Here is a 24,490-nt window from a genome sequence, read left to right as displayed (position 1 = left end):
TTTTGTAGCGCGGCCTGCCGCGCTCCACTTATCAGATATCAGGAACCGCGCTTATGACCAATCCATTGTTGACGCCTTTCGACCTGCCGCCGTTTTCCGCTTTGAAACCTGAACATATTGTCCCCGCTGTGCAGCAAGCGCTGGATGATTGCCGTGCGAAAGTCGAAAGTGTGGTCGCGCAGGGCGCACCTTATCGCTGGGAAAATCTTTGCCAGCCACTGGCTGAAGTGGATGACCGTCTGGGTCGTATTTTCTCGCCAGTGAGCCATTTGAACTCCGTACAGAACAGCCCGGAACTGCGTGAAGCTTACGAACAGACGCTGCCGCTGCTGTCTGAATACAGCACCTGGGTAGGCCAGCACGAAGGCCTGTATCAGGCGTATCGCAATCTGCGTGATGGCGCGTTTTACGCGGATCTGAGTATTGCCGAGAAGAAAGCGGTAGATAACGCCCTGCGTGATTTCGAGCTTTCCGGTATCGGTTTGCCAGCAGAAAAACAAAAGCGTTATGGCGAAATCGCTGCGCGCTTGTCTGAGCTGGGTTCGACCTACAGCAACAACGTACTGGATGCGACTCAAGGCTGGACGAAACTAATCACCGACGATGCCGAGCTTTCTGGTATGCCGGAGAGCGCTATGGCAGCCGCACGTGCGCAAGCCGAAGCGAAAGAGCAAGACGGCTGGCTGCTGACGCTGGATATTCCAAGCTATTTGCCGGTTCTTACATACTGCGACAACCGCGAACTGCGTGAAGAAATGTACCGCGCCTATGCGACCCGCGCCTCCGATCAAGGCCCGAACGCAGGCAAGTGGGATAACACGCCGGTGATGGAAGAAATCCTCGCGCTGCGCCACGAACTGGCGGAACTGCTGGGCTTTGATAACTACGCGGAAAAATCGCTCGCCACAAAAATGGCCGAAAACCCGCAACAAGTGCTGGAGTTCCTGACCGATCTCGCTAAACGCGCCCGTCCACAGGGTGAAGCTGAACTGGCACAACTGCGCGAATTTACGAAAAAAGAATTCAATGTTACCGAGCTTGAGCCGTGGGACATCACGTATTACAGCGAAAAACAGAAGCAGCATTTGTACAGCATCAGCGATGAGCAACTGCGCCCGTACTTCCCGGAAGACCGCGCGGTAAATGGTCTGTTCGAAGTAGTGAAACGCATTTATGGCATCACCGCGAAAGAGCGTAAAGATATCGACGTCTGGCATTCTGACGTGCGTTTCTTCGAGCTGTATGACGAGAAAAACGAGCTGCGCGGCAGTTTCTACCTCGACCTGTACGCCCGTGAAAACAAACGCGGTGGGGCGTGGATGGACGATTGCGTAGGCCAGATGCGTAAAGCCGACGGTTCGCTGCAAAAACCAGTCGCTTACCTGACCTGTAACTTTAACCGTCCGGTGAATGGCAAGCCTGCGCTGTTCACTCACGACGAAGTGATCACGCTGTTCCATGAGTTCGGCCACGGCTTGCACCACATGCTGACTAAAGTGGAAACAGCGGGTGTTTCTGGTATCAACGGTGTGCCGTGGGATGCCGTCGAGCTGCCGAGCCAGTTTATGGAAAACTGGTGCTGGGAGCCGGAAGCGCTGGCGTTCATCTCTGGTCATTACGAAACGGGCGAGCCACTGCCAAAAGAGCTGCTGGATAAAATGCTGGCTGCCAAGAACTACCAGGCGGCACTGTTTATTCTGCGCCAGATTGAGTTCGGCTTGTTCGACTTCCGTCTGCATGCTGAATTTAATCCAGAGCAGGGCGCGAAAGTGCTCGATACGCTGTATGAAATCAAGAAGCTGGTTGCCGTGGTGCCATCGCCGAAGTGGGGCCGTTTCCCACATGCATTCAGCCATATCTTTGCGGGCGGTTATGCAGCGGGTTACTACAGCTATCTATGGGCTGATGTGCTGGCGGCAGATGCGTTCTCGCGCTTTGAAAGTGAAGGGATTTTCAACCGCGAAACCGGGCAATCTTTCCTTGATAACATCCTGACCCGTGGCGGTTCTGAAGAGCCAATGGAGTTGTTCAAACGCTTCCGTGGCCGCGAACCTCAACTGGATGCGATGCTGGCCCATTACGGCATCAAAGGCTGATTTATTCTGTGAAAATCTGTCTATTAACTGAAACAGGCGCCGACTCCGGCGCCTTATCTATTTTGAGTGAACGCTGGGGGCTCGAGCACGATGACGAGTCCCTGATGGCGTTGGTCTTAACGCCAGAACATCTTGAGCTGCGTAAGCGCGATGAGCCAAAGCTTGGCGGCATTTTTGTCGATTTTGTCTCAGGCGCCATGGCGCATCGCCGCAAGTTTGGCGGAGGACGCGGTGAAGCCGTGGCAAAAGCGGTCGGGATTAAGAGCGGGTATTTGCCCAATGTGGTGGATGCTACGGCGGGATTAGGGCGCGATGCGTTTGTGCTGGCATCTGTAGGATGTCGGGTGCGGATGCTTGAGCGCAATCCGGTAGTGGCGGCGTTGCTCGACGACGGTTTACGTCGCGGTTATCAGGACGCGGAAATCGGCGGCTGGTTACAAGAGCGCTTGCAACTGATCCACGCTTCGAGCCTGACGGCATTAAGCGACATTACGCCGCGTCCGGAAGTGGTGTATCTCGACCCGATGTTCCCACATAAGCAGAAAAGTGCGCTGGTGAAGAAAGAGATGCGAGTGTTCCAGTCGCTGGTGGGGCCGGATGAAGATGCCGATGGGCTGCTTGGGCCTGCCCGGCTGCTTGCAACAAAGCGCGTGGTGGTGAAACGCCCGGATTACGCACCGCCGTTGGCGGGTGTGGAAACGCATAACGCCGTGGTGACCAAAGGGCACCGCTTTGATATCTATTCAGGAACGGCTGTTTAAACAACCCTCACCCCGACCCTCTCCCTGAGGGAGAGGGGGAAAACATACAATTCCCTCTGCTGAGGGAGAGGGGGAAAACATACCATTCCCTCTGCTGAGGGAGAGGTGGAACCATACAATACCCTCTGCTGAGGGAGAGGGGGAAAACATACAATACCCTCTGCTGAGGGAGAGGGGGCACCATACAATTCCCTCTCCTGGGGGAGAGGGTTAGGGTGAGGGCAAACGTTCTAAACTTAGTCTTCGTCTTCGTCACGCAAAGGAACAATCAACATATCCACGTGAACGGTGTTGATCAGCTGACGTGCAGATGACATCAGTTTGCTCCAGAAATCCTGGTGGTGGCCGCAGACCACTAAGTCCATATCGTATTTCTTAATGGCATCGACCAGAACCTGGCCCAGATCGCCGCTGCCACTCAGGGTTTCAGTAATCGGATAACCTGCACCGGTAGACAATTCGCTCAGTGCGTTGTGAGTTTCTTCAGAAATGCGTTTCTGCATATCGCCCAGATTTACATCGATCAATCCGGTATAGAGATCGGAGTAATTTACATCGACATGAATCAGGGAAACCTTCGCGTTGTATGGACGAGCCATTGAAACCGCTTTTTCCACCAGTACTTTGCTCTCCGGGGAGAGGTCTACCGCGATCAAAATGTGTTTGTAAGCCATAATTTTACTCCTTCCATAAGTTGTCGATGACCAGCCTGGTCGGATAGCACGATGCACCTCATCGCTGTTACCCGCGTGTAAGGACCTAAATTGTAGATGATATTTCTACCCTATAGCGAATGATAGATATCGTCAATGTGCCACCGCTTTATACATTTAAGTCTTAAATGACTTTTATCGCTTTGATAATGATTAACGATGTGGCGAAAAAATTAACGGATCTCCTACACTATTAAATAAGCCGTTCCGGAATATACCCTTCGTCTTTCGAGTTGCATGTGCGTTGGCTGCGTTCAATCGCCCGAATCACTTACTAGTGTAAGCTCATCGGGACTCAATTTCTTGCCGCCTGCCTGTAACTCGATATCCATTGGGTATAGTAATGTGAACTGGATCGGCTTTTTGGGCTCGCTGAACGGTCTTTCTGGTTTTCGGGGTGAGAGGTTGCCCTGGAGTGATGTACTGGGGCTTCACCGGGGGGGAATTATGATGATCAGCACCGTCGCGCTTTTTTGGGCGCTTTGTGTAGTTTGTGTTGTGAATATGGCGCGTTATTACTCATCTTTGCGCGCGTTACTGGTGGTACTGCGCGGGTGCGATCCGTTGCTTTATCAGTATGTCGACGGAGGTGGTTTTTTTACCTCTCACGGGCAGCCCAGTAAACAGATCCGGCTGGTGAGCTATATCTACGCGCAGCGTTATCTTGACCATCACGACGATGAGTTTATCCGCCGCTGTGAACGTCTGCGCCGCCAGTTTATTTTGACTAGCGCGTTGTGTGGATTGGTTGTCATAAGCCTGATCGGTTTGATGATTTGGCACTGATACCCGTCATACTTCAAGCAGCAGATGCATTGGCTGCGCTCACGAACCCCAGTCACTTACTTTAGTAAGCTCCTGGGGATTCGCTTACTTGCCGCCTTTCTGCAACTTGAATTATTTAGGGTATAGGTATGGTGGAAACATAAAAAAAGCGGGCCAGTAAACTGACCCGCTTTTTGTCGTTTTGGACGACGACATTTAATGATGGTTTGTAGGTCGGATAAGCGAAGCGCCATCCGACAAAACGCTTAAATGAAGTGCAGTGAAATCCAGTACAAGCCACCAGACAGCAGAATCGACACCGGCAAAGTAAACACCCACGCCATCAGGATGTTGGTTACCGTTTTACGCTGCAAACCACCACCGTCAACCACCATCGTCCCCGCAACGGAAGAAGAAAGCACGTGAGTTGTGGAAACCGGCATACCGGTGTAGCTCGCAATACCGATGGAGACGGCGGCTGTCATCTGCGCGGACATACCCTGCGCATAGGTCATGCCTTTCTTACCAATCTTCTCACCGATAGTGGTCGCCACACGACGCCAGCCGATCATGGTACCAATGCCGAGCGCCAGCGCGACCGCCATGATTATCCAGATTGGTGCGTACTCAATGGTATACAGCAAGTCAGTTTTCAGCTCTTTCAGGAAGCGCTTATCGTCCGGTTTGGTTTCCGGCAGATTAGCCACTTTCTCTGAAGTATCAGAGATGCACAGTAACAGGCGGCGCATATGGCTACGCTGTTCAATGCTCAACTTATCGTAGCTGTCGATAGTGCCCAGCAGCTCTTTCGCCCGCTGGACCGCAATCATGGCGCGGCTCGCATCGCAATGGAACTCAGCAGGTTTATCCTGGCCCTTCACTTCTTCAGGGGTTGGGATAGCCGGATTGAGATCAACCACATGCTTAATCACATCACCGTGCAGTGCGTAATATTGCTCAAGGTGGGTGATGGCATCGCGAGTACGAGCAATGTCGTAGCCGGAAGCATTCATATTCACCACGAAGCCCGCAGGGGCCACACCAATCAGCACTAGCATGATCAAACCAATGCCTTTCTGCCCGTCGTTAGCACCATGAGAGAAGCTCACGCCAATAGCGGAGATAATCAGGGCGATACGCGTCCAGAATGGCGGTTTTTTCTTGCCGTCTTGTTTTTCACGTTCAGCCGGTGTGAGGTGGATACGGCGGCGCTTCTTGGTGCCGCTCCAGTAGCGACGTAGCAAAAAGATTAACCCGCCCGCAATCACCAGACCCACGATGGGAGAAAGGATCAACGACATGAAAATCCCAATCACTTTCGGGATGTTCAGCGCATCAACAACCGAGGTACCGGTCATCAGTGCGTTCGTCAAACCAATACCAATAATGGCACCGATAAGCGTATGGGAGCTGGAGGCCGGCAGACCAAAATACCAGGTGCCGAGGTTCCAGATGATAGCGGCCAACAACATAGAGAACACCATGGCGAGGCCATGAGCGGACCCTACGTTCAACAGCAGATCGGTTGGCAACATATGCACGATGGCATACGCAACACTCAATCCACCGAGCAGAACGCCGAGGAAGTTAAATAACGCAGCCATTGCCACCGCGAGTTGCGATCGCATTGCACGTGTATAAATAACAGTAGCCACTGCATTCGCAGTGTCATGGAAGCCATTGATCGCTTCGTAGAAGAGAACAAATGCCAGGGCAAGTAATAGCAATAGCCCGGTATGTAGATCCAGGCCGGTAAACAAAAATTCCATAGACGTTACGCCATTGTGAGGACATGAACGCGGCGCATTATGTAAGACAACTCCGTAATGCGCCAACAGAAATATGGCCTTTTCTTGATGTTTGTCTGTCCTTCGTCAAACATTGAAAAGATTTACATATTTATTTTCAATCACCTGCAATTGTTAAGACGCTTTTAGCTGGTGTGACCAACGCGCTATCTTTACACTTCCTTTCACTAAGCATAGTCGGGAGTAGGTCGTGGGAAAGTTTGATACCGTTATTATTGGTGCGGGTGCCGCAGGAATGTTCTGCGCAGCGATGGCTGGGCAGGCGGGTAGCCGAGTGTTGCTTCTCGATAACGGTAAAAAACCGGGGCGTAAAATCCTGATGTCCGGTGGCGGGCGCTGCAACTTTACTAATCTTTATATCGAGCCTGCGGCGTATCTCAGCCAAAACCCGCATTTTTGCAAATCTGCACTGGCGCGTTATACCCAATGGGATTTTATCGACATGGTCGGTAAACATGGTATTGCGTGGCATGAGAAGACCTTAGGCCAACTTTTTTGCGATGATTCGGCACAACAAGTTGTCGATATGCTGGTTGCTGAATGTGAGAAAGGGCAAGTTACCACGCGCCTGCGCAGCGAAGTGCTAAGCATCGAACGTGATGAAAACGGCTACACCATCCAGTTAAATGGCGACACCGTACAAGCGGCAAAACTGGTCATCGCGACAGGCGGGCTTTCGATGCCTGGCCTTGGCGCCACACCGTTCGGCTACAAAATTGCCGAGCAGTTTGGGCTGAAAGTTTTACCGACTCGCGCAGGTTTGGTGCCATTTACGCTGCACAAACCGCTACTCGAACAGTTGCAGGTGCTGTCTGGTGTCTCCGTCCCTTCGGTGATCACTGCCGAAAACGGTGTCAGCTTCCGCGAAAGTTTGCTTTTTACGCACCGGGGTCTTTCTGGCCCGGCGGTATTGCAACTTTCCAGCTACTGGCAGCCGGGTGAATTTGTCAGTGTTAACTTACTTCCTGATACCGACCTGGATGAACTGCTTAACGAACAGCGCACGGCTCATCCGAATCAAAGCCTGAAAAATACCCTGGCCATGGTGTTACCAAAACGCCTGGTGGAGTGTCTGCAACAGCTTGAGCAGATTCCAGATGTCACGTTAAAACAGCTTAATACCCGTCAACAAACTGCATTAACCGAAACGCTACAAGCCTGGCGTGTGCAACCCAACGGCACCGAGGGCTATCGCACCGCTGAAGTGACGCTTGGCGGCGTGGACACCAACGAACTCAGCTCACGTACCATGGAAGCGCGTAATGTCCCCGGCCTCTATTTCATCGGTGAAGTGATGGACGTAAGTGGTTGGTTAGGTGGGTATAATTTCCAGTGGGCGTGGAGCTCTGCGTGGGCGTGCGCGCAGGATTTGGTTGGTCAGTGAATCACCTATAAAATCCCTAAAAAAGCCTGTCATAGTGACAGGCTTTTCTGAAAGCGAATTTACAGGCATTCCCACCGTAAACGACGGCTAACTGTCACACCGCTAATTCATTAACCACTGCAGCAACGCTTTTTACATCCCGGATATTGCCGATGCTGGTACCCAGCGAGATATAGCCTTCATCGGTATTTCCCTCGAGCATACCGATACGTAAGCCACGCAAACCGCCCATCGTTTTACCCAGTTCTTCGTTACTGGCTCCCGCTTTATCCATCTAGACTAATTTTTCTGCCAGCTTGCCAGGCAGCGAGCGGTAGTAATCGGGCATGGTACGGAACAGAAGCATATCCAGGCCGTTGGAATGGATGATTTTGTCTTTCACGGACTGAGGTACGCGGCTTTCTTCGGTGCTGATGAAGACCGAGCCTGCAAACACTCCGCTTGCCCCAAGGGCGTGGGCTGCTCTGGCGGTACGAGCGTCAGTGATCCCTCCTGCCGCCAGCACCGGGACATTTTGTACGGCATCGGCAATCAGCGGGACGATGGAAAATGTCCCCAAAGCCTTACCGGGTAATGTGCCTCCTTCATCAAAACCGGTGGCTACAATAATGTCTGCGCCCGCGGCTTCGGCAAGTCGGGTATTTTCCGGGGTAGGATTGATATCGCGGTAAATGATACTGATGCCCGCGTTTTTGAGCTCGTCAAACAGCGCCGGAATTACCGCGCCATCGCCATAACCCGTATAGACCACCACTTTCACCGCTTCTTCTTTTATCACCCGCATGATTGGCGGTGTCCAGATATCGTTCTCAGGGGTTGGGATGAGATTGACGCCAAAAGGTTTCTCGGTCAGTTTTTTGGTTTTACGAATTTCTTCACGCATTTTTTCGGCGGTTTCTTCCGGCGTGGATACCGCGGTTTCAGCGGTTAAACCGGCGTTTGGGCCCAGCACGCCAAGCCCCCCGGCGTTGCTGACAGCGGCGACTAAACGGGCGTCGGTAAGCCAGGATAAAGGACCCTGAATCACAGGTTTTTCGATGCCCAGAATCTGGCAGATACGGTTATTTTGCATGACGGAGTGTCCTTAAAAATGTTTGTTGAGGCTGCTTAAGCTTCGGAATGGACACAGTGTAGGGAGTTAAATTGTTCGGAAAAATAGCGAAAACAATTCATCACTATTACGAAATAAGTAACAATACGGTCATTCGATCTATGCTGAAAAGCGTTCCCTCTCCTGCAAAAGAAGCCCGCTATGCAAATTAATCTTTTTGAATCTATTAAGATTTTTATCGAAATTGTTGAATCAGGAAGCTTTACTCAGGCGGCGGAAAATCTGCAATTACACCGTCCCGCAGTGACCAAAGCGGTGCAACAACTGGAACAGCAGAGTGGCGTACGCTTGTTACAACGGACCACGCGGCGGATTAACCTGACCCCCGAAGGCGAAGAATTTTATCGCCGCAGCAAACCTTTGCTGGCGCAAGCCGATGATTTACTGGAGTCATTTTCCCCCGAGCGTGCTTTGCACGGGCAGCTGCGGGTGGATATGCCCATTGCGTTTGCCGCTCTATTGGTAGTGCCAAATCTGCCGGATTTTTACCGCCAGCATCCCGATATTGAAATCATCCTGAGTAGCTCAGATCGTCGGCAGGATATGCTTCGCGATGGACTGGATTGTGTGTTGCGCGTGGGAGCGCTGGAAGATGGCGACTATATTGCCCGGCCAATGGGTAAGATTAAAATGACGACCTGCGCCAGTCCGGATTACCTTGCTGCCTGTGGCAGGCCAGAAACGCTGGAAGATTTGCAGCAACATGTAGCGGTAAACTGGATTAACAGCAGCAGCCGCCAGATAATGCCGTGGACGTTTCAGACGGCGGCGGGGACAGAAGAACTCCTCCTCCCAGGTAAACTGGTTCTGGATAACTCCGAAGCCTATATTGCCGCAGGTCTGGCCGGGCTCGGGCTGCTGCAAGGCATGAATGTTTTTTTACAGCCCTTTCTCGATAGCGGTCGCCTGACAGAAGTATTGCCAGACTATCCCGCTCCACCGCGAAAATTGTCACTGCTTTATCCGCACCGCCATCTTTCTCGCAAAGTGCGCGTATTTGCTGAGTGGTTAGAGCGGTTATTAAATGACGCAACAAATTTTAATCTCACCCCTAATGGGCAATGACAATCCAAACGGAGATAACTTTTTGAACATGGATGCGGCGGCTTCGACATCCCGGCGGGCATTTCACTACGCTTCGTTTCGTCATCTGTTTTTCGCCCGTCTGCTGACGGTACTGGGCAATGGCATTGCGCCGATTGCTCTGGCTTTTGCCGTGCTCGATATGGGCGGAACCGCTGCTGATTTGGGCATTGTTATCGCGGCGCGTTCTATCTTCAATGTGGCATTCTTGCTGATTGGCGGCGTGCTTGCCGATCGTTACTCCCGCAGCAAAGTTCTGCTCTATTCATCCGTTATCGCTGCTATTTCGCAGGCGATCGTCGCGGGTTTAGTGCTGGATGGTTCAGCCACCATCGCGCTATTGGCAGTACTCGGTGCGATAAATGGTGCGGCGGCAGGAGCGTCATTACCGGCTTCACAATCAATGGTTCCTCAAACCGTTCCGGTGCATTCGTTGCGAGAGGCAAATGCCTTTATTCAACTTGGGATTTACGGCGGAACGGTGCTTGGCGCGTCGCTGGGTGGGGTGCTTATCAGCGTGATGGGGCCGGGTTGGGGACTGGCAGTAGATGCCTTAGGGTTTGCTGCATCAGCACCACTTTATCTGATGATCCGCACCCATTCGAAACAACCGCAAGGCTCGCAATCCAACATATTGCAGGATTTAAAAGACGGCTGGACCGAGTTTATTTCTCGCTCGTGGGTTTGGGCGATCGTTGTGCAGTTTACCATTGTGAATGCGGCTTTCAGCGGCGTGATGATGATACTCGGCCCGGTCGTAGCCGATGCGACATTTGGCCGTGCGGGTTGGGGAATGGCTATCGCGGCACAAAGTGCTGGCTTGATTGTCGGCTCTGTTATTGCGCTGCGTTGGCGGCCTCGCCGCGATTTATTTATTGGCACCATTCTAACGGCATTTTGCGCCGGGCCGATTATCGTGCTGGCGCTGCTCCCATCGACACCTGTCCTGATGGTGGCATTCTTTATCGCTGGTGTGGGCTTCGGCTTGTTTGGTGTCGCCTGGGCGCAATCGCTGCAAACGCATATCCCGCCGGAAAAACTGGCACGAGTTTACGCCTACGACGCATTAGGTTCTTTTGTGGCGATCCCTGTGGGGGAACTTGCCGCAGGCCCGTTGGCGATGCACTACGGCAATGAAAAAGTCTTACTGGCTTGCGCGGTCGCTGTTGTGCTGGCAACGTTCGCCGCCAGCTTCACACCGTCCATCAGGCGGCTCGATAATGCCGCTAAGGTCAGGCAGCACCAGGTTTAACCTTTCAGGCAAGTTAACGCTAAATCTTGATTCAGCAGGTAAGGTCGCAGATATCCAACGGTGTTGGAGAGCGGTAATACATCTTCATGTAACTGAATATTCAGCACGTCGCGGATGTACGCCCGGCGTGCACCAATGCGCTGCCAGAGCTCTGGATATTGTGCGGCGAGTTGCTGTCGCAAAGTTTCATCGGCAAGAGCAACGGTGTCTTCAATACTCGCTCCAGCGTACCCTTTACGCGAGGGGATGATATCGATTTGCAGCAGCATGCCGCTGGATAAAGGGATATCTGACGCCGGATAAATTGGCGAACATAGCCACTCTTCATCAGCGACCAAATGGCCCGGATTCAGGTGCCAGTGATATTCGTCTTTTGGTAAAACCTGTTCAATCAGTTGGTAAACTTCATGGCCCTTTACACCAACGCGCATATTCTCAAGCCAGCTCACTACCGCGCGATAATAAGGAATGGCGACCACATCCAGATAATTGTTAACGTCAGGATGAAGCTCACCGGCATTACTGACAACGTAAGCCGCCCGGCTGGTTAAGCCGCCTTTATAGCTGACGGTAAGCGAGAATTTATCGCCCAACTGAATCTGTTTATCTGAAGGGTAGAGATTCGCATTTTCAAAACGATCGCCCGTGGCGGCGATAGTGACGACGTTATTGGCTTGCCCTTCAGCAGCCAGCAGTGCGGCAATCGATTTTTCAGTTTTGCCCAATTCAACCGCGTTAAGTGCGGTCAAAGCAGCGCTCGAGGCGAGGTTCGCACCGTATTCGTAATGGGCGATTTCGTTCGCGTTATTGGTGATACGCGCACCATCGCGTGGCGAAATAAACAGACCGGTGGCATTCAGCAACTCACAGGTGGTTGGAAGGGCTGATTGCAGCGCCTGGAAAATAAAAGTAGGGATATCAAACATTGAGGTGTTGTTACCGTTAGCGCCGGTGAAAAGCTTCCAGCCCGCGATCCCTAGGCGCTGCTGGTCACGAAGCCCAGCCTGTTGCAGCACTTCCTGCAGTGAAAGTGTGGTGTCCATGGGCTGGTTTGGCAGGGAGAACCATGGCGCATGCACCACACTGGCCGGCACTCTGGCGTACTGGGCGAGCTTAAGGTTTTCATTGCCAAGAACCAGAACCGCCTCGCCACTTTTATGCAGAACCAGTAAACCTTCTTCAAAGCGCGGGATGAAACCGGTCAGATACTCAAAATTCCCGCCATGCTCTTTATCGGCATAAACAACTAACGCATCCAGATGCTGCTTCGCCATTCCCTGCAAAACTTTGCTGCGACGCTGCTGAATGGTTTGGTCATCGAGAACAACGCCCGGAACGTTGAGGTAAATTTCTGGCTGTTTGATGGTGGTAAGCGTAATCGGCATGGAGTCACTCCTTTTTCTCTTTCCCTGGATAACCCTTAACTTACCACCTGGTTAATGTTCAGCCTATCCCGGCAACCGTGATTTAGGTCGACCAGGGCCGAGTAAAACTGCCAGTTTGTTGCCGCCTTGCGTGGTTTCCATCAGAATTTTACACACGCTGGTGAGGGGAACCGAAAGTAGCATCCCAACCGGACCGAGTAGCCAGCCCCAGAACAGTAACGACAGGAATACCACGAAGGTCGACATCCCCAGGCCACGGCCCATCATGCGCGGTTCGACGATATTCCCCAGAACCATATGCACCGCAAGGAACAGCAACCCTACCAGCACCATTTCGTAGGTTCCGTTAAATAAGAATGCCTGAACCATTGGCGGAATGGCGGAAATCACCGAACCGATGTTGGGGATGTAATTCAGCAAGAAGCCCAGCACGCCCCACATCAGCGCAAATTGCACGCCCAACAACTCCAGCCCAAGCCAGATAATCAGCCCGGTCCACAGACTAATCAGCGTTTTAAGAGCCAGATAATGCGTCACACCTTTGAGTGCACGATGCAGGCTGGCGATATGAATTTTTGGATTGGAAAGGGCGAAACGCAGTTTATAGGGAACGTGGCGCACCTCGAACAACATGAATACGACGGTCATCACCAGCAGCAGAACGCTGGCCATCGCCCCGGAAAGCCCGGTCATTAGCGTGGTGGCATAAGACATCACTTTCTCAGAATCCATGCGCTGCAACATGCGCTCAGGCGATAATCTCAGATGCATAAAGGGCAGCATCTTTTCCAGCTCGAATACTTTTTGCGTCAGCATCTTATTGTATTTAGGCAGCAAATCGATGAATTCACTCATAGAGGCTGCCAGAACGCCAACCAGCATCGTCAGCACAACTAGCATGGCAAACACGACAATGGAGATTGCCAGTGGCCTGTTCACTCCCCGGCGAATAAACCAGGTGACCAGCGGGTTAAGTACGATCGCGAAGAAAAGTGCGAGCAAAAGCTGGACGATAATATCTGCCGCCGCATGGATCCCGGCGAGAATAATCACCAGTGCGGCAAGTTTTAGCAGAATGTGTAGCCCGGTTTTATCGGGTTCTGGAGAGAGCATGGAAAGATCCTGTGTGCGATGGATATTCTTAGTGTAGCGCTTCGTTTATTTCTTACGTGCAGGGCAAGTCTTAAAGTCTGTAGCTGAAATATGAAACTCGAAGTGGTTATACTGTGGAACGCTGTTTTAAAAGTGAACGACCATGCCTGATCTCGCCCCAGCCCCCGTAACAAGCAGTTTCCGCCTTAATCTACAGATAGTCTCTGTAGTGATGTTCAACTTTGCCAGTTACATGACCATTGGCCTGCCGCTCGCGGTGCTACCGGGTTACGTTCACGACGTGATGGGATACAGCGCATTTTGGGCAGGTCTGGTGATTAGCCTGCAGTATTTCGCCACCTTACTGAGTCGTCCGCACGCCGGGCGTTACGCTGATATTCTTGGGCCGAAAAAAATCGTTATCTTCGGTTTATGCGGCTGTTTCCTGAGTGGCGCGAGTTACATGCTGGCGGCGTTTGGCAGCGCATGGCCGCTCGTGAGCCTGGTGTTGCTCTGTTTGGGTCGCGTGATTTTGGGGATTGGGCAAAGTTTTGCAGGCACCGGGTCAACGCTTTGGGGTGTCGGCGTGGTGGGTTCGTTGCATATTGGGCGGGTGATTTCCTGGAACGGCATCGTAACTTACGGTGCGATGGCGATGGGCGCGCCGCTGGGTGTGCTGTTCTACCATCTTGGCGGGCTTAGGCTGTTAGCCGGAATAATTATGGCAGTCGCGCTGGTGGCGGTGCTGTTGGCGCTGCCTCGCCCTGCGGTGAAAGCCAGCAAAGGCAAGCCGTTGCCGTTTCGTGCGGTGCTCGGACGCGTCTGGCCATACGGCATGGCATTAGCGCTGGCATCGGCAGGGTTTGGGGTTATTGCCACCTTTATCACACTGTTTTACGACGCCAAAGGATGGGACGGCGCGGCCTTTGCACTGACCCTGTTTAGTTGTGCATTTGTGGGGACTCGCTTACTTTTCCCGAACGGAATTAACCGGCTTGGCGGTCTGAATGTAGCAATGATTTGCTTCTCGGTGGAGATACTCGGCTTACTGCTGGTCGGTTTTGCCGCCGACCCATGGATGGCAAAAGCAGGCACATTTTTGACGGGCGCGGGTTTCTCGCTGGTATTCCCTGCGCTTGGCGTAGTGGCGGTGAAAATGGTGCCGCAGCAAAACCAGGGCAGTGCGCTGGCGACTTACACGGTATTTATGGATTTATCTCTGGGGATCACCGGGCCATTGGCCGGATTCATGATGGCTTACGCGGGCGTATCGGCGATTTATCTGGCGGCGGCGGCACTGGTCTGTATCGCGCTTTTGATGGCGTGGCAGTTAAAAAAACGGCCCCCGGTTGAGCAACCGGAGGCCGTATCATCATCACAACAATAATTACTTGATAGTGATGGTATTAATAATATTTTCAGCGGCAGTTTGCGCCAGTTGCTGATTATCAGCAGGCAGCGTAATTTGCATAGTTAACAGTTGGTTATCAACTTTACCCAGAATGACTGATGAGTAAGCCGTCTGGCCTTTGGCTGAGATAATGCTGTCTAACTGCTGCAGTGTATGGCCTTTGATCTCGATGGATTTATTAGTCACAACTTGCAACTGTGGATCACGGGCACGCTGTTGATCTTCAAGACGTTTTGCCAGAGCTGACAGGTCGTCTGGAGTATTATCGCCAACGATGACAATCACAGCTTTCTGACCAGAAGCATCAGAATAGACGTGCATGTTATTTGCCTGAGTGCCCAGTTTACCGCTCTGGTCGGTCATCTCCGCAGGGAGTGCAAAGCTGATTTTCCCATCCAGCAAACTCACCGGTTGGCCAGCTGCGCTGCTTTCTGCCGCTTTAGTCGTTGTAGCCGTTTTGCTGTCGTTGTTATCGCAAGCGGCCAGGCCCAATACCAGCAGGCCGATACCGACATATTTTACCAGGTTACCCATGACTTCTTCCTTTACGTTAGCCAGCCTTTACGGCCTATCTCAGCATCTTATCATAAGATAATTCAACCACCGTCAACCAGGCTGTAACGCTGAATTTTCAGATTTGTCTGCCAGTCGTTTCAACAACATATTCAGCAGCACGCCATACATCGGCAGGAAGAATACAATGCTGATAAGCACTTTGAAGCAGTAATCAACGATAGCGATTTCCACCCAATGCTGCGCCATAAAAGCATCCGGACTGCGCCAGAAAGCAATGAAGAAGAAAGAGAGCGTGTCGCTGACATTACCGAATAGCGTAGATGCGGTCGGCGCAAGCCACCAGTACTGGCTCTGACGCAGGCGGTTAAACACGTGCACATCCAGAATCTGCCCCAGTGCATACGCCATAAAGCTTGCGACAGCGATACGGGCGACAAAGAGATTGAAGTGCAATAGCGCATCAAACCCTTGCCAGCTACCCATATAAAAGAGTGCAGAAATACCGTAGGAAATCACCAGCGCGGGAAGCATCACGGCGAAAATAATGCGGCGTGCCAGCGGTGCACCAAAAATGCGTACCGTCAGGTCAGTGGCGAGGAAGATAAACGGAAAGCTAAATGCACCCCAGGTGGTATGGAAACCAAAAACCGAAACCGGTAATTGCACCAGATAGTTGCTGGAGGTGATCACCAGCAAATGGAATAGCGATAGCCAGAACAGCGCCTTAGTGCGCTGAGTAGAATTGAACTGCATCATTTTGTAGCCTTTTTAGTGAAAGGGGTGAGGGAACCCTAAAGTGTGCTCCAGGCTATTTTACTTGCCATTTTGAATCCGCTGCAGTGCTCGTCATCCTCAGGTACTTAAAATACGCTGCGGTGCCTGCACGCTGGCCGTATTCAAACTGGCTGCGACAATAACGCCTGGTGATTTTAAAACCGGGCGATGATACTGCGTTACTCAGGCATTGCAACGGTTAATTTTAGCGCAATCGTTCACGTGACTTGCGCGATAATTTGCCGGGGGTAAACTAGCGCGGTTTGTTAAATTCGAGACCGCTCATGACAGATCTTTTCGCCAATCCTGACCACACGCTTGATGCTTTGGGCCTGCGCTGCCCTGAACCCGTAATGATGGTGCGCAAAACCGTGCGCAATATGCAGCCTGGCGAAACGCTGCTTATCATTGCTGATGATCCTGCTACTACGCGCGACATCCCTGGTTTTTGCGTTTTTATGGAGCATGAACTGCTGGCTAAACAAGTAGAATCATTGCCTTATCGCTACATGTTGCGTAAAGGCCAGTAGCGCCGCGATAGCCCTTTGCTCCCCCCGCTTTGGGCTTCTGAACCCTCTTTGCATCTACGCTGAACCCCAATTTCATTTTTTGTCGCTTTTTGTGAAGTGCTTCACCCACGCTTTTCTCCACGTAGTCTAGTTTTTAATCGATAAATTAAAACATTGTTTTACTTCTTACCTCGATATCCCTACCTCTGCTGGAGCGACACAATGAAGAAGACCTTTCTGCCTGCTTTTGCTGGTTTATGTCTGACTACCGCGTCAGTTCTGTTTGCTCAATCTGCTATCGCCCAGGTGATTAAAGCCGCCGATGTCCACCCGGAAGGTTATCCAAACGTGGTCGCGGTGCAGCATATGGGTGAAAAACTCAAGCAAGAAACCAACGGTGACCTGGAGATCAAAGTTTTCCCAAGTGGTGTGCTGGGCGATGAAAAACAGATGATTGAACAAGCGCAGATGGGCGCCATCGACATCATCCGTGTGTCGATGGCACCGGTTGCGGCGATCCTTCCTGATGTCGAAGTCTTTACCCTGCCGTATGTGTTCCGCGATGAAGATCATATGCACAAAGTGATCGATGGCGATCTGGGTAAACAAATCGGCGACAAGCTGACTAACAACCCGAAATCCCGCCTGGTGTTCCTCGGCTGGATGGACTCCGGCACGCGTAACCTGATTACCAAAAATCCAGTCGTGAAACCGGAAGATCTGAAAGGGATGAAAATTCGCGTTCAGGGCAGCCCGGTCGCACTGGCTACGCTGAAAGACATGGGGGCAAACTCAGTCGCCATGGGCGTGAGCGAAGTGTATAGCGGGATGCAAACCGGGGTTATCGACGGCGCGGAAAACAACCCGCCTACGTTTATTGCCCACAACTATATGCCCGTCGCCAAAAACTACACCCTGAGCGGCCACTTCATCACTCCAGAAATGCTGCTTTATTCCAAAGTGAAATGGGACAAATTAAACCCTGACCAGCAGCAAAAAATCCTCAAACTGGCTCGTGATGCGCAAATGGAACAGCGTGAACTGTGGAATGCTTACAACAAACAAGCATTGGAAAAAATGAAAGCCGGTGGCGTTCAGTTCCACGAAATCGACAAAGCCTGGTTTGTGAAAGCGACTGAGCCGGTGCGTAAAGAGTACGGCGATAAGCATCAGGATCTGATGAAAGCCATCGCTGACGTTCAGTAACATTGTCGCTAACGCTTTCGTGGAGGGCATTCTATGACCCAACGCTACTCAGATTTGATGGATAAAGTTTATTTGCTGGCGATGTTTGTTGCGGGTCTGTCTCTGTTGATCATGACCATCATCATTCCGATCGGGATTTTCTCGCGCTATGTGCTGAACCGTGGTGAATCCTGGCCGGAACCGTTGGCGATAATCTGCATGGTGACCTTCACGTTTATCGGCGCGGCGGTGAGTTACCGCGCCGGTTCGCATATTGCTGTGAATATGCTGACAGATCGTCTGCCGCTCGCGTGGCAGACGTTTTGCGCCCGTGTTGTTGATGTGCTGATGCTGATTATTTCGCTGGTGATGTTCTATTACAGCTTCTATCTGTGCGCCGATTTATGGGAACAGCCTGTTGCTGAATTCCCGGTTCTCACTTCCGGCCAAACTTACCTTCCGCTGCCCGTCGGCGCGATTTTACTGATTCTGTTTGTGGTCGAGCGTTTGCTGTATGGCTCACAAGAGAATCGCCCAATCGTGTTGCTGGGTAACCACGGCTAAGACCAGGGGATAACATGGACGCATTTATTTTATTAGCCACACTTGCGGTGTTGCTTGCAGTGGGAATGCCCGTGGCGTTTGCCGTCGGGCTAAGCGCCATTGTCGGGGCGTTATGGATAGATTTACCGCTGGAAGCGATCATGATTCAAATCACCAGCGGGGTGAATAAATTTACTCTGCTGGCTATCCCATTCTTCATCCTGGCAGGGGCGATAATGGCGGAAGGGGGCATTGCACGTCGCCTGGTTAACTTTGCTTATATTTTCGTTGGGTTTATTCGCGGCGGTTTGTCGCTGGTGAATATCGTCGCCTCGACATTCTTCGGGGCGATTTCAGGCTCGTCAGTGGCGGATACCGCCTCCATTGGCAGCGTGATGATCCCCGAAATGGAGAAAAAAGGTTATCCGCGTGAGTATGCAGCGGCGGTCACGGCGAGTGGTTCGGTGCAGGCGATTTTGATCCCGCCAAGTCACAACTCGGTGATTTACTCGCTGGCGGCAGGCGGCACGGTGTCTATTGCCACGCTGTTTATCGCCGGTGTGTTGCCGGGGTTGCTGCTCGGTTTATGCCTGATGGTGATGTGTCTGGGCTTTGCTCATAAACGCGGTTATCCGAAAGGCGAACGCATTCCCTTCAAACAAGCGCTGAAAATTTTCTTCGATGCGCTGTGGGGATTGATGACGGTTGTCATTATTCTCGGCGGGATCCTGACCGGGGTATTTACGGCGACAGAATCGGCGGCGGTGGCCTGCGTCTGGGCGTTCTTCGTCACCATGTTTATCTACCGTGATTACAAGTGGAACGAACTGCCTAAGTTGATGTTCCGCACCGTAAAAACCGTCTCTATCGTGATGATTTTGATTGGTTTTGCCTCCGCGTTTGGCGCAGTGATGACATACATGCAGTTGCCTTCGCGAATCACGGAATTCTTCACTTCGTTGTCTGACAATAAGTATGTGATTCTGATGTATATCAACATCATGTTGCTGCTGATTGGCACGTTGATGGACATGGCGCCGATAATCCTGATCCTGACTCCCGTATTGCTGCCAGTGACCAATTCACTGGGAATCGATCCGGTGCATTTCGGCATGATTATGATGATCAACCTGGGCATCGGTTTGATTACGCCGCCTGTGGGTTCGGTGCTGTTTGTCGCCAGTGCGGTGAGTAAACAGAAAATCGAAGTGGTGGTGCGGGCGATGTTGCCGTTTTACGCCGTGTTGCTGGTGGTGTTGGCGATGGTGACCTACATTCCGGCAGTTTCGTTATGGTTACCGCACGCGCTGGGCATGAACTAAATCAAGATGGTGGATGACGCTGCGCTTATCCACCCTACAAAATCAGATGACGCTGTTGTTTATCCACCCTACAAAATCAGATGACGCTGTTGTTTATCCGACCTACAAAATCAGATGATGCTGTTGTTTATCCGACCTACGAAATCCTGTGTACCGTAGGTCGGGTAAGCGCAGCGTCACCCGACGCTTTTATTTTTTCCGCAGCAAGCGCAACGCATTCGCGGTAACCAAAGCGGTTGCCCCCGAATCCGCCAGCACAGCCAACCACAAACCCGTAATCCCCAGCAAGGTAGTGACCAGGAAAATCCCCTTCAAGCCCAGTGCAATCGTAATATTCTGGCGAATATTGTTATGCGTCGCGCGGGCCAGATTAATCATCCCAGCCAGTTCGGTCAGGCGGTTGTGCGTCAGAGCCGCATCGGCGGTTTCGAGCGCCACATCCGTGCCGCTGCCCATGGCGATACCAATAGTGGCGGCTTTCATGGCTGGCGCATCGTTGATGCCATCACCTACCATCGCCAGCGGGGAACGAGCGTTGAGTTCATTCACGACGCTGACTTTATCGGCGGGCAACAGGCTGGCGCGATAATCCATGCCTAACTCCTGAGCAATTGCTGCTGCCGCTCGCGGGTTATCGCCCGTTAACATCACACTCTGCACCCCGATTTTTTGCAGATCCGCGACAGCCTGGCTGGCATCGCTACGCAAGGTATCGCGCAGTGCAATCACGCCGAGTAAGCGATTATTCTGCACCACCGCAATGACCGTCTGGCCTTCGGCTTCAAGCTGGGTAATGCGTTGCTGCCAGGTGGCGTCGAGAACGTTTTCTGCGAGTTTACCCGGTGAGCTCAGCAGCAGAGTTTCGCCGTTGATAGTGGCTTCTACGCCAATGCCTGCCAACGCGCGGTTCGCACTGGTCGCCGGTAACGCCAACCTGCGGCTTTGTGCTTCACGGACAATGGCTTGCGCTAACGGATGCGACGAACCCAGTTCTACGGCAGCCGCCAGTGCGAGTAACGTGTTTTCCTCAAGATCACCCTGTACTTCAATGGCGGTGACTTGCGGTTTACCTGCGGTCAGCGTGCCGGTTTTATCGAAAGCGATATGCTGAATCTTGCCGAGGCGTTCGAGTGCCGCTCCGCCTTTGATTAAAGCACCGCGTCGTGCGGCGGCGGCAAGCCCGGAGGTAATGGCCGCAGGGGTGGAAATCACCAACGCACACGGGCAGCCAATCAGTAATAACGCCAGCCCTTTGTAAATCCATTCATCCCAGCTTTGCCCGAAGAACAGTGGCGGGACGACGGCTGCCAGCAGCGCAATCGCCATAATAATTGGCGTGTAGATGCGGCTGAAACGGTCGATAAAGCGCTCTATCGGCGCACGGCGCTCATCCGCTTCTTCAATTAAGCGCAGGATACGGTCGATGGCACTGTCGCCGGGTTCTGAAATCACTTCGAGCTGCACGAGTCTGTCGACACTGGTACTGCCCGCAGGCACTTTCTCATCAAGCTGGCGCTCGACGGGGATGGATTCTCCGGTTAGCGCACTTTCATCGAAACTGGCAAATGGCGTGAGTAACCGGCCATCAGCGGGTAAACGTCCCCCGGCTGCCACTTCTATGACATCGCCAGGACGCAAATCCGCGAGGGCAACGGTTTCACGTTCGCCATGACGAATGCGGGTTGCGACTTCGGGTTTCAGCGCCATCAAGGCACTGACGCCACGGCGTGCGCGGCTGGCGGCGTAAGACTCCAGACGCTCACCGATTAAGAACAGCAGCAGTACCATCGCAGCTTCAGCCGTCGCACCGATAAACAGCGCACCAATGGCGGCGACGCTCATCAATGTTTCAATGGCAAACCAGTTGCCGCTGCGCATCAGGCGCACTGCCTGGCGGGCTATCGGCCACAGGCCAACCAGCGTGGTGGCGATAAAAGCGTACGTGCCAAACGGATGGTTAAATTGTTCAAGACCCCAGCTCAACGCCATCATCACGATCAACACAATCAGCGGTAAGTTCTCGCGCAGAGAAGAGATTTTCGGGGCGGGTGCCGTGCTGTTGCGCAGATTGTAGCCCGCGGCTTTCACTGCTTTTTCAACTTGTGGCCGAATATCATGACTGGCGGTCACCATCAGTTTCTGAGTGGCGAAAAGCACCTGAACGCGCTCCACATCAGGCAATTGCTTCACCGCATTTTCAACTTTGCGGGCGCAAGCGGCGCAATCCATACCGTCAACCAGCCAGCTATAACGCTCGCCGTTATCCGGCACGGTTTCTGCTTCTGGTGTGGCGCTGCAAGTGTCGTTGTTACAGCAGGAGGACGTTTGCGCAGGCAACGGGCTGAGTTTTGCCCTGGCAAATTGTGGTGGTTTTGTTGAGTTGAGCATGTGCCCTCCTGGGTAATGATAATGTTCTCATTACCCATGTTACTCTCTGGAGTTGACTCCAGAGTCAAGAGGGATTTTTTTGGCGGATGACACTTCGTGTATCCACCCTACATGCGGGGAATGAGTAGGTCGGATAAGCTTGCGCCATCCGACACTGTTTAGCCTCAAATATACAACGCGCGGACAATCATAAAGTGACCCGCAAAATAGCAGGCGGCGGCGATGGCGCTGTCACCGGTAAAGCGACGGCGATAATGGCTACCTAACCAGACAATATTCCCTAACAGCAGCAGTGTCGCGCCGACAAAGCCCGAGAAGCTTGGGCGCGTTGGCAAATAGAAGTACAACTCACCTGCAAGCCACACCATCACCAAGGTCATGCCGATAAACGTCAGAATCGGCCAGCGGAATGTTTCGAGACGCGTCCAGATCACCGCCACCAACAGTGCGCCAACCACTAACAACAGCAGCGGTAACGGCCAGAACAAACTAAAGGTCATCTGGCTGGCAAAATAGAGCGTATACAGCAGGTGTGAAAGGAAGAATGCCCCGATGGCGTACAGCATGCGCTGCGTTGGCAGCAGTGTTAGCGCGTCACCCAGTAGCGTTGCCAGCAGGCCGGCAACAATCAAATATCCTGTCGCGTTAAACATTGGCGCTTGCCAGGCAAGCAGCAGTAACAGCAGTAGGGTGACGGGTTTAAAGACCCAACGTTGCCAGGTTGGACCGCGATAGGAGGCGTCTACATACAGCCATCCGGAAAAGAATACAGCGATGAAAGACCAAAGCATGACGTGTCCTTTTGTACCCTTCATACTTCAAGTTGCATGTGCGTTGGCTTTCCTCGCTCACCCCAGTCACTTACTCAAGTAAGCTCCTGGGGATTCCCTGTGTCGCCGCCTTCCTGCAACTCGAATTATTTTGGGTAAATATGAGTTAATCTGCCGTTTTTCTTAAGTCTAGTGGGCAATTGCAACTGATGACAATGTCCAGAACGGCAGGGTATTCTTAAAAGTGCCTGACAATACGAGATAAATCTATGAGTAAGATGCCACTTTTCTTCATTGCCGTCGTGGCGATCATCGTCGTTGCAGCATCGTTTCGCTTTGTTCAACAGCGCCGCCAGAATGCGGAAAATGATGCGGCTCCGGTGATGCAAAGAAGCGTTATCGTCGCCACAAAACGTGAGACGCCAACCAATGAAAGACGCTCGCGTCAACGTGAGGTGACGCCGGTTGAAGATACGACGCGCTATGAGATTTGGTTTCGCCCGCAAAGCGGTGGACTGGAGCTGAAAATGCGCGTAACGGCAGTGCAATATCACGCCGTCAGCGTGGGTGACAAAGGGACGTTGCAGTATAAGGGGACACGCTTTGTAGGCTTCGTCCCCGATTAAGAAAAGGCTATTTTTACTTACCCTGGCGGAGTTTTTTCTGCCAATCCAGCAGCTCAAATACGCCAAAGATGAAAATCTTAATTTGTTGAGCGCGGCTGAGCGGCGGGCTGTCTTTTGGCTGGGTTGATTTCAGCAACGCCAGTTGCATCCCATGCATCAACACGGTGAAGATCAGCGCGACGTTAACAAAGATATTCAGCGGGCGCGGGAACGGATGGAAAATATTCATCAACAAAAATCCCCACACGCCCAGCATCAGCAAGCGGCCTATATTTATCAACACTGTATCGCTCCTTAAATTTCACGGCTAAATAAACGGTAAGCGACCTGGCCTGCGACTTTTTCACGGTGCAGCGACCAGCTTGCAGGCACAGCGGGCATGCCGTTTTCCACTTCGCTTTCAACGTAAATAAGTGCTTCATCTGCCAGCCAGCCATGGGTCTCCAATAGCGCTAAAGTCTCGTCCAGCAACCCTTTGCGGAATGGCGGATCAACAAAAACGATGGTGTGCGGTTCGCCAGGTTGTGCGAGGAAATTAAGCGTATTGGTGTTCACCACTTTTCCATTGTCAGCTTTTAGCGTGGCGAGATTTTTTTGCAGCTGTTGAGAAACATGGCGGTCCATCTCCAGCAACGTGGCACGGGCTGCGTAACGCGATAAAGCTTCAAGCCCCAACGCACCGCTTCCGGCAAAGCAATCCAGCACAGTGGCGTCAACCATCGACGGAGCCAGCCAGTTAAACAGGGTTTCACGCACCCGGTCCGTGGTTGGTCGCAGGCCTGGGCTGTCAGGAACGGGCAGTTTACGGCCGCGCCATTGGCCACCAATAATACGGATCTGGCCGGTGCCAGTAGATTGCGGTTTTTTCATGAGACTCACAGCGATGCAATTTCTTGCCGTCTAGTGTAACGGTGTGTGTAAGGCGGGGAAAGTGATAGACTAACGTATTCATTCGATAATTATTTTCAGTGCCCGTGGCATGCTCAATCGGGCCTG

General features: G+C 52.3%; 22 protein-coding genes and 1 pseudogene. 12 read left to right on the top strand and 11 right to left on the bottom strand.

The genetic code is table 11. The features are described from left to right. The first annotated feature begins 53 nt into the window (after positions 1-53). Positions 54-2,096: an oligopeptidase A gene (gene prlC / locus WBL83_RS20435; RefSeq protein WP_424590842.1), complete on the top strand. Its 2,043-nt coding sequence runs from the start codon at positions 54-56 to the stop codon at positions 2,094-2,096. A gap of 8 nt (positions 2,097-2,104) precedes the next feature. Further along, complete coding sequence (gene rsmJ / locus WBL83_RS20430) at positions 2,105-2,857, top strand: 16S rRNA (guanine(1516)-N(2))-methyltransferase RsmJ (protein ID WP_424590841.1); 753 nt, start codon at positions 2,105-2,107, stop codon at positions 2,855-2,857. A 236-nt stretch (positions 2,858-3,093) separates the two neighbouring features. Here the strand turns inward: rsmJ and uspA are convergent, their stop codons facing one another. Continuing rightward, positions 3,094-3,531: a universal stress protein UspA gene (uspA, locus tag WBL83_RS20425; RefSeq protein WP_424590840.1), complete on the bottom strand. Its 438-nt coding sequence runs from the start codon at positions 3,529-3,531 to the stop codon at positions 3,094-3,096. 489 nt (positions 3,532-4,020) lie between these two features. Here uspA and uspB point away from each other — a divergent pair, with 489 nt between their 5' ends. After that, positions 4,021-4,356, top strand: a complete 336-nt coding sequence (gene uspB, locus WBL83_RS20420) for a universal stress protein UspB (RefSeq protein WP_183272359.1) — start codon at positions 4,021-4,023, stop codon at positions 4,354-4,356. A 245-nt stretch (positions 4,357-4,601) separates the two neighbouring features. Here the strand turns inward: uspB and pitA are convergent, their stop codons facing one another. Then, entirely contained in the window at positions 4,602-6,104 is a 1,503-nt protein-coding gene (gene pitA / locus WBL83_RS20415; protein WP_424590839.1) for an inorganic phosphate transporter PitA, read from the bottom strand. A 229-nt stretch (positions 6,105-6,333) separates the two neighbouring features. Between pitA and WBL83_RS20410 the strand changes: the two genes are divergently transcribed. Next, entirely contained in the window at positions 6,334-7,527 is a 1,194-nt protein-coding gene (locus WBL83_RS20410) for an NAD(P)/FAD-dependent oxidoreductase (RefSeq protein WP_424590838.1), read from the top strand. Positions 7,528-7,621: 94 nt separating this feature from the next. Here the strand turns inward: WBL83_RS20410 and WBL83_RS20405 are convergent. Further along, positions 7,622-8,599, bottom strand: a pseudogene (locus tag WBL83_RS20405) (NAD(P)H-dependent flavin oxidoreductase). A 186-nt stretch (positions 8,600-8,785) separates the two neighbouring features. On the opposite strand from WBL83_RS20405, the gene WBL83_RS20400 reads away from it, so the two are divergent. Both WBL83_RS20400 and WBL83_RS20395 read left to right on the top strand, forming a co-directional pair. Continuing rightward, positions 8,786-9,703 carry a LysR family transcriptional regulator gene (locus WBL83_RS20400; RefSeq protein WP_424590904.1) on the top strand — a complete coding sequence of 306 codons (918 nt, stop codon included), beginning with the start codon at positions 8,786-8,788 and terminating at the stop codon, positions 9,701-9,703. Positions 9,704-9,731: 28 nt separating this feature from the next. Further along, complete coding sequence (locus WBL83_RS20395) at positions 9,732-10,973, top strand: MFS transporter (protein ID WP_424590903.1); 1,242 nt, start codon at positions 9,732-9,734, stop codon at positions 10,971-10,973. Here the strand turns inward: WBL83_RS20395 and WBL83_RS20390 are convergent. Together WBL83_RS20390 and WBL83_RS20385 are read right to left on the bottom strand one after the other, a co-directional pair. Further along, a complete protein-coding gene (locus WBL83_RS20390) occupies positions 10,970-12,358 on the bottom strand; it encodes a M24 family metallopeptidase (RefSeq protein ID WP_424590837.1) in 1,389 nt (462 codons plus the stop codon). The genes WBL83_RS20395 and WBL83_RS20390 overlap by 4 nt on opposite strands. Positions 12,359-12,421: 63 nt before the next feature. Beyond that, positions 12,422-13,471 carry an AI-2E family transporter gene (locus WBL83_RS20385; RefSeq protein ID WP_424590836.1) on the bottom strand — a complete coding sequence of 350 codons (1,050 nt, stop codon included), beginning with the start codon at positions 13,469-13,471 and terminating at the stop codon, positions 12,422-12,424. A gap of 142 nt (positions 13,472-13,613) precedes the next feature. Between WBL83_RS20385 and WBL83_RS20380 the strand changes: the two genes are divergently transcribed. Continuing rightward, on the top strand, positions 13,614-14,837 hold the full coding sequence (locus tag WBL83_RS20380; RefSeq protein WP_424590835.1) for an MFS transporter: 1,224 nt from the start codon (positions 13,614-13,616) through the stop codon (positions 14,835-14,837). Here WBL83_RS20380 and WBL83_RS20375 read toward each other — a convergent pair whose 3' ends face one another. Together WBL83_RS20375 and WBL83_RS20370 are read right to left on the bottom strand one after the other, a co-directional pair. After that, on the bottom strand, positions 14,838-15,395 hold the full coding sequence (locus tag WBL83_RS20375; protein WP_424590834.1) for a DcrB family lipoprotein: 558 nt from the start codon (positions 15,393-15,395) through the stop codon (positions 14,838-14,840). It abuts the gene before it with no gap. A gap of 72 nt (positions 15,396-15,467) precedes the next feature. After that, complete coding sequence (locus WBL83_RS20370; RefSeq protein WP_424590833.1) at positions 15,468-16,133, bottom strand: 7-cyano-7-deazaguanine/7-aminomethyl-7-deazaguanine transporter; 666 nt, start codon at positions 16,131-16,133, stop codon at positions 15,468-15,470. Positions 16,134-16,435: 302 nt separating this feature from the next. Between WBL83_RS20370 and tusA the strand changes: the two genes are divergently transcribed. The 4 genes from tusA to WBL83_RS20350 all read left to right on the top strand — a co-directional run bounded on the left by tusA (position 16,436) and on the right by WBL83_RS20350 (position 19,710). Further along, the gene (tusA, locus tag WBL83_RS20365; protein ID WP_424590832.1) at positions 16,436-16,681 is read left to right on the top strand and encodes a sulfurtransferase TusA; all 246 of its coding nucleotides are present in this window, start codon (positions 16,436-16,438) and stop codon (positions 16,679-16,681) included. A 201-nt stretch (positions 16,682-16,882) separates the two neighbouring features. Continuing rightward, positions 16,883-17,866 carry a TRAP transporter substrate-binding protein gene (locus WBL83_RS20360; protein ID WP_424590831.1) on the top strand — a complete coding sequence of 328 codons (984 nt, stop codon included), beginning with the start codon at positions 16,883-16,885 and terminating at the stop codon, positions 17,864-17,866. 33 nt (positions 17,867-17,899) lie between these two features. Then, the gene (locus WBL83_RS20355; RefSeq protein WP_424590830.1) at positions 17,900-18,409 is read left to right on the top strand and encodes a TRAP transporter small permease; all 510 of its coding nucleotides are present in this window, start codon (positions 17,900-17,902) and stop codon (positions 18,407-18,409) included. Between the two features lie 14 nt (positions 18,410-18,423). Continuing rightward, complete coding sequence (locus WBL83_RS20350; RefSeq protein WP_424590829.1) at positions 18,424-19,710, top strand: TRAP transporter large permease; 1,287 nt, start codon at positions 18,424-18,426, stop codon at positions 19,708-19,710. A gap of 189 nt (positions 19,711-19,899) precedes the next feature. On the opposite strand, the gene zntA is transcribed toward WBL83_RS20350, so the two are convergent. Both zntA and WBL83_RS20340 read right to left on the bottom strand, forming a co-directional pair. Next, complete coding sequence (zntA, locus tag WBL83_RS20345) at positions 19,900-22,098, bottom strand: Zn(II)/Cd(II)/Pb(II) translocating P-type ATPase ZntA (protein WP_424590828.1); 2,199 nt, start codon at positions 22,096-22,098, stop codon at positions 19,900-19,902. Between the two features lie 164 nt (positions 22,099-22,262). Beyond that, on the bottom strand, positions 22,263-22,889 hold the full coding sequence (locus tag WBL83_RS20340; RefSeq protein ID WP_424590827.1) for a lysoplasmalogenase: 627 nt from the start codon (positions 22,887-22,889) through the stop codon (positions 22,263-22,265). Between the two features lie 248 nt (positions 22,890-23,137). On the opposite strand from WBL83_RS20340, the gene WBL83_RS20335 reads away from it, so the two are divergent. After that, on the top strand, positions 23,138-23,494 hold the full coding sequence (locus tag WBL83_RS20335) for a DUF2500 domain-containing protein (protein WP_424590826.1): 357 nt from the start codon (positions 23,138-23,140) through the stop codon (positions 23,492-23,494). Between the two features lie 13 nt (positions 23,495-23,507). On the opposite strand, the gene WBL83_RS20330 is transcribed toward WBL83_RS20335, so the two are convergent. Next, entirely contained in the window at positions 23,508-23,777 is a 270-nt protein-coding gene (locus WBL83_RS20330; RefSeq protein ID WP_424590825.1) for a DUF1145 family protein, read from the bottom strand. Positions 23,778-23,788: 11 nt separating this feature from the next. Beyond that, entirely contained in the window at positions 23,789-24,364 is a 576-nt protein-coding gene (rsmD, locus tag WBL83_RS20325; protein WP_424590824.1) for a 16S rRNA (guanine(966)-N(2))-methyltransferase, read from the bottom strand. Between the last annotated feature and the right edge of the window lie 126 nt (positions 24,365-24,490).

Source organism: Buttiauxella sp. (assembly GCF_049686335.1).
In the GTDB taxonomy this organism is placed as follows: Bacteria; Pseudomonadota; Gammaproteobacteria; order Enterobacterales; family Enterobacteriaceae; genus Buttiauxella.
Note: the sequence above shows the minus strand (reverse complement) of the source record. Positions and strands in the feature narration are given on the sequence as shown.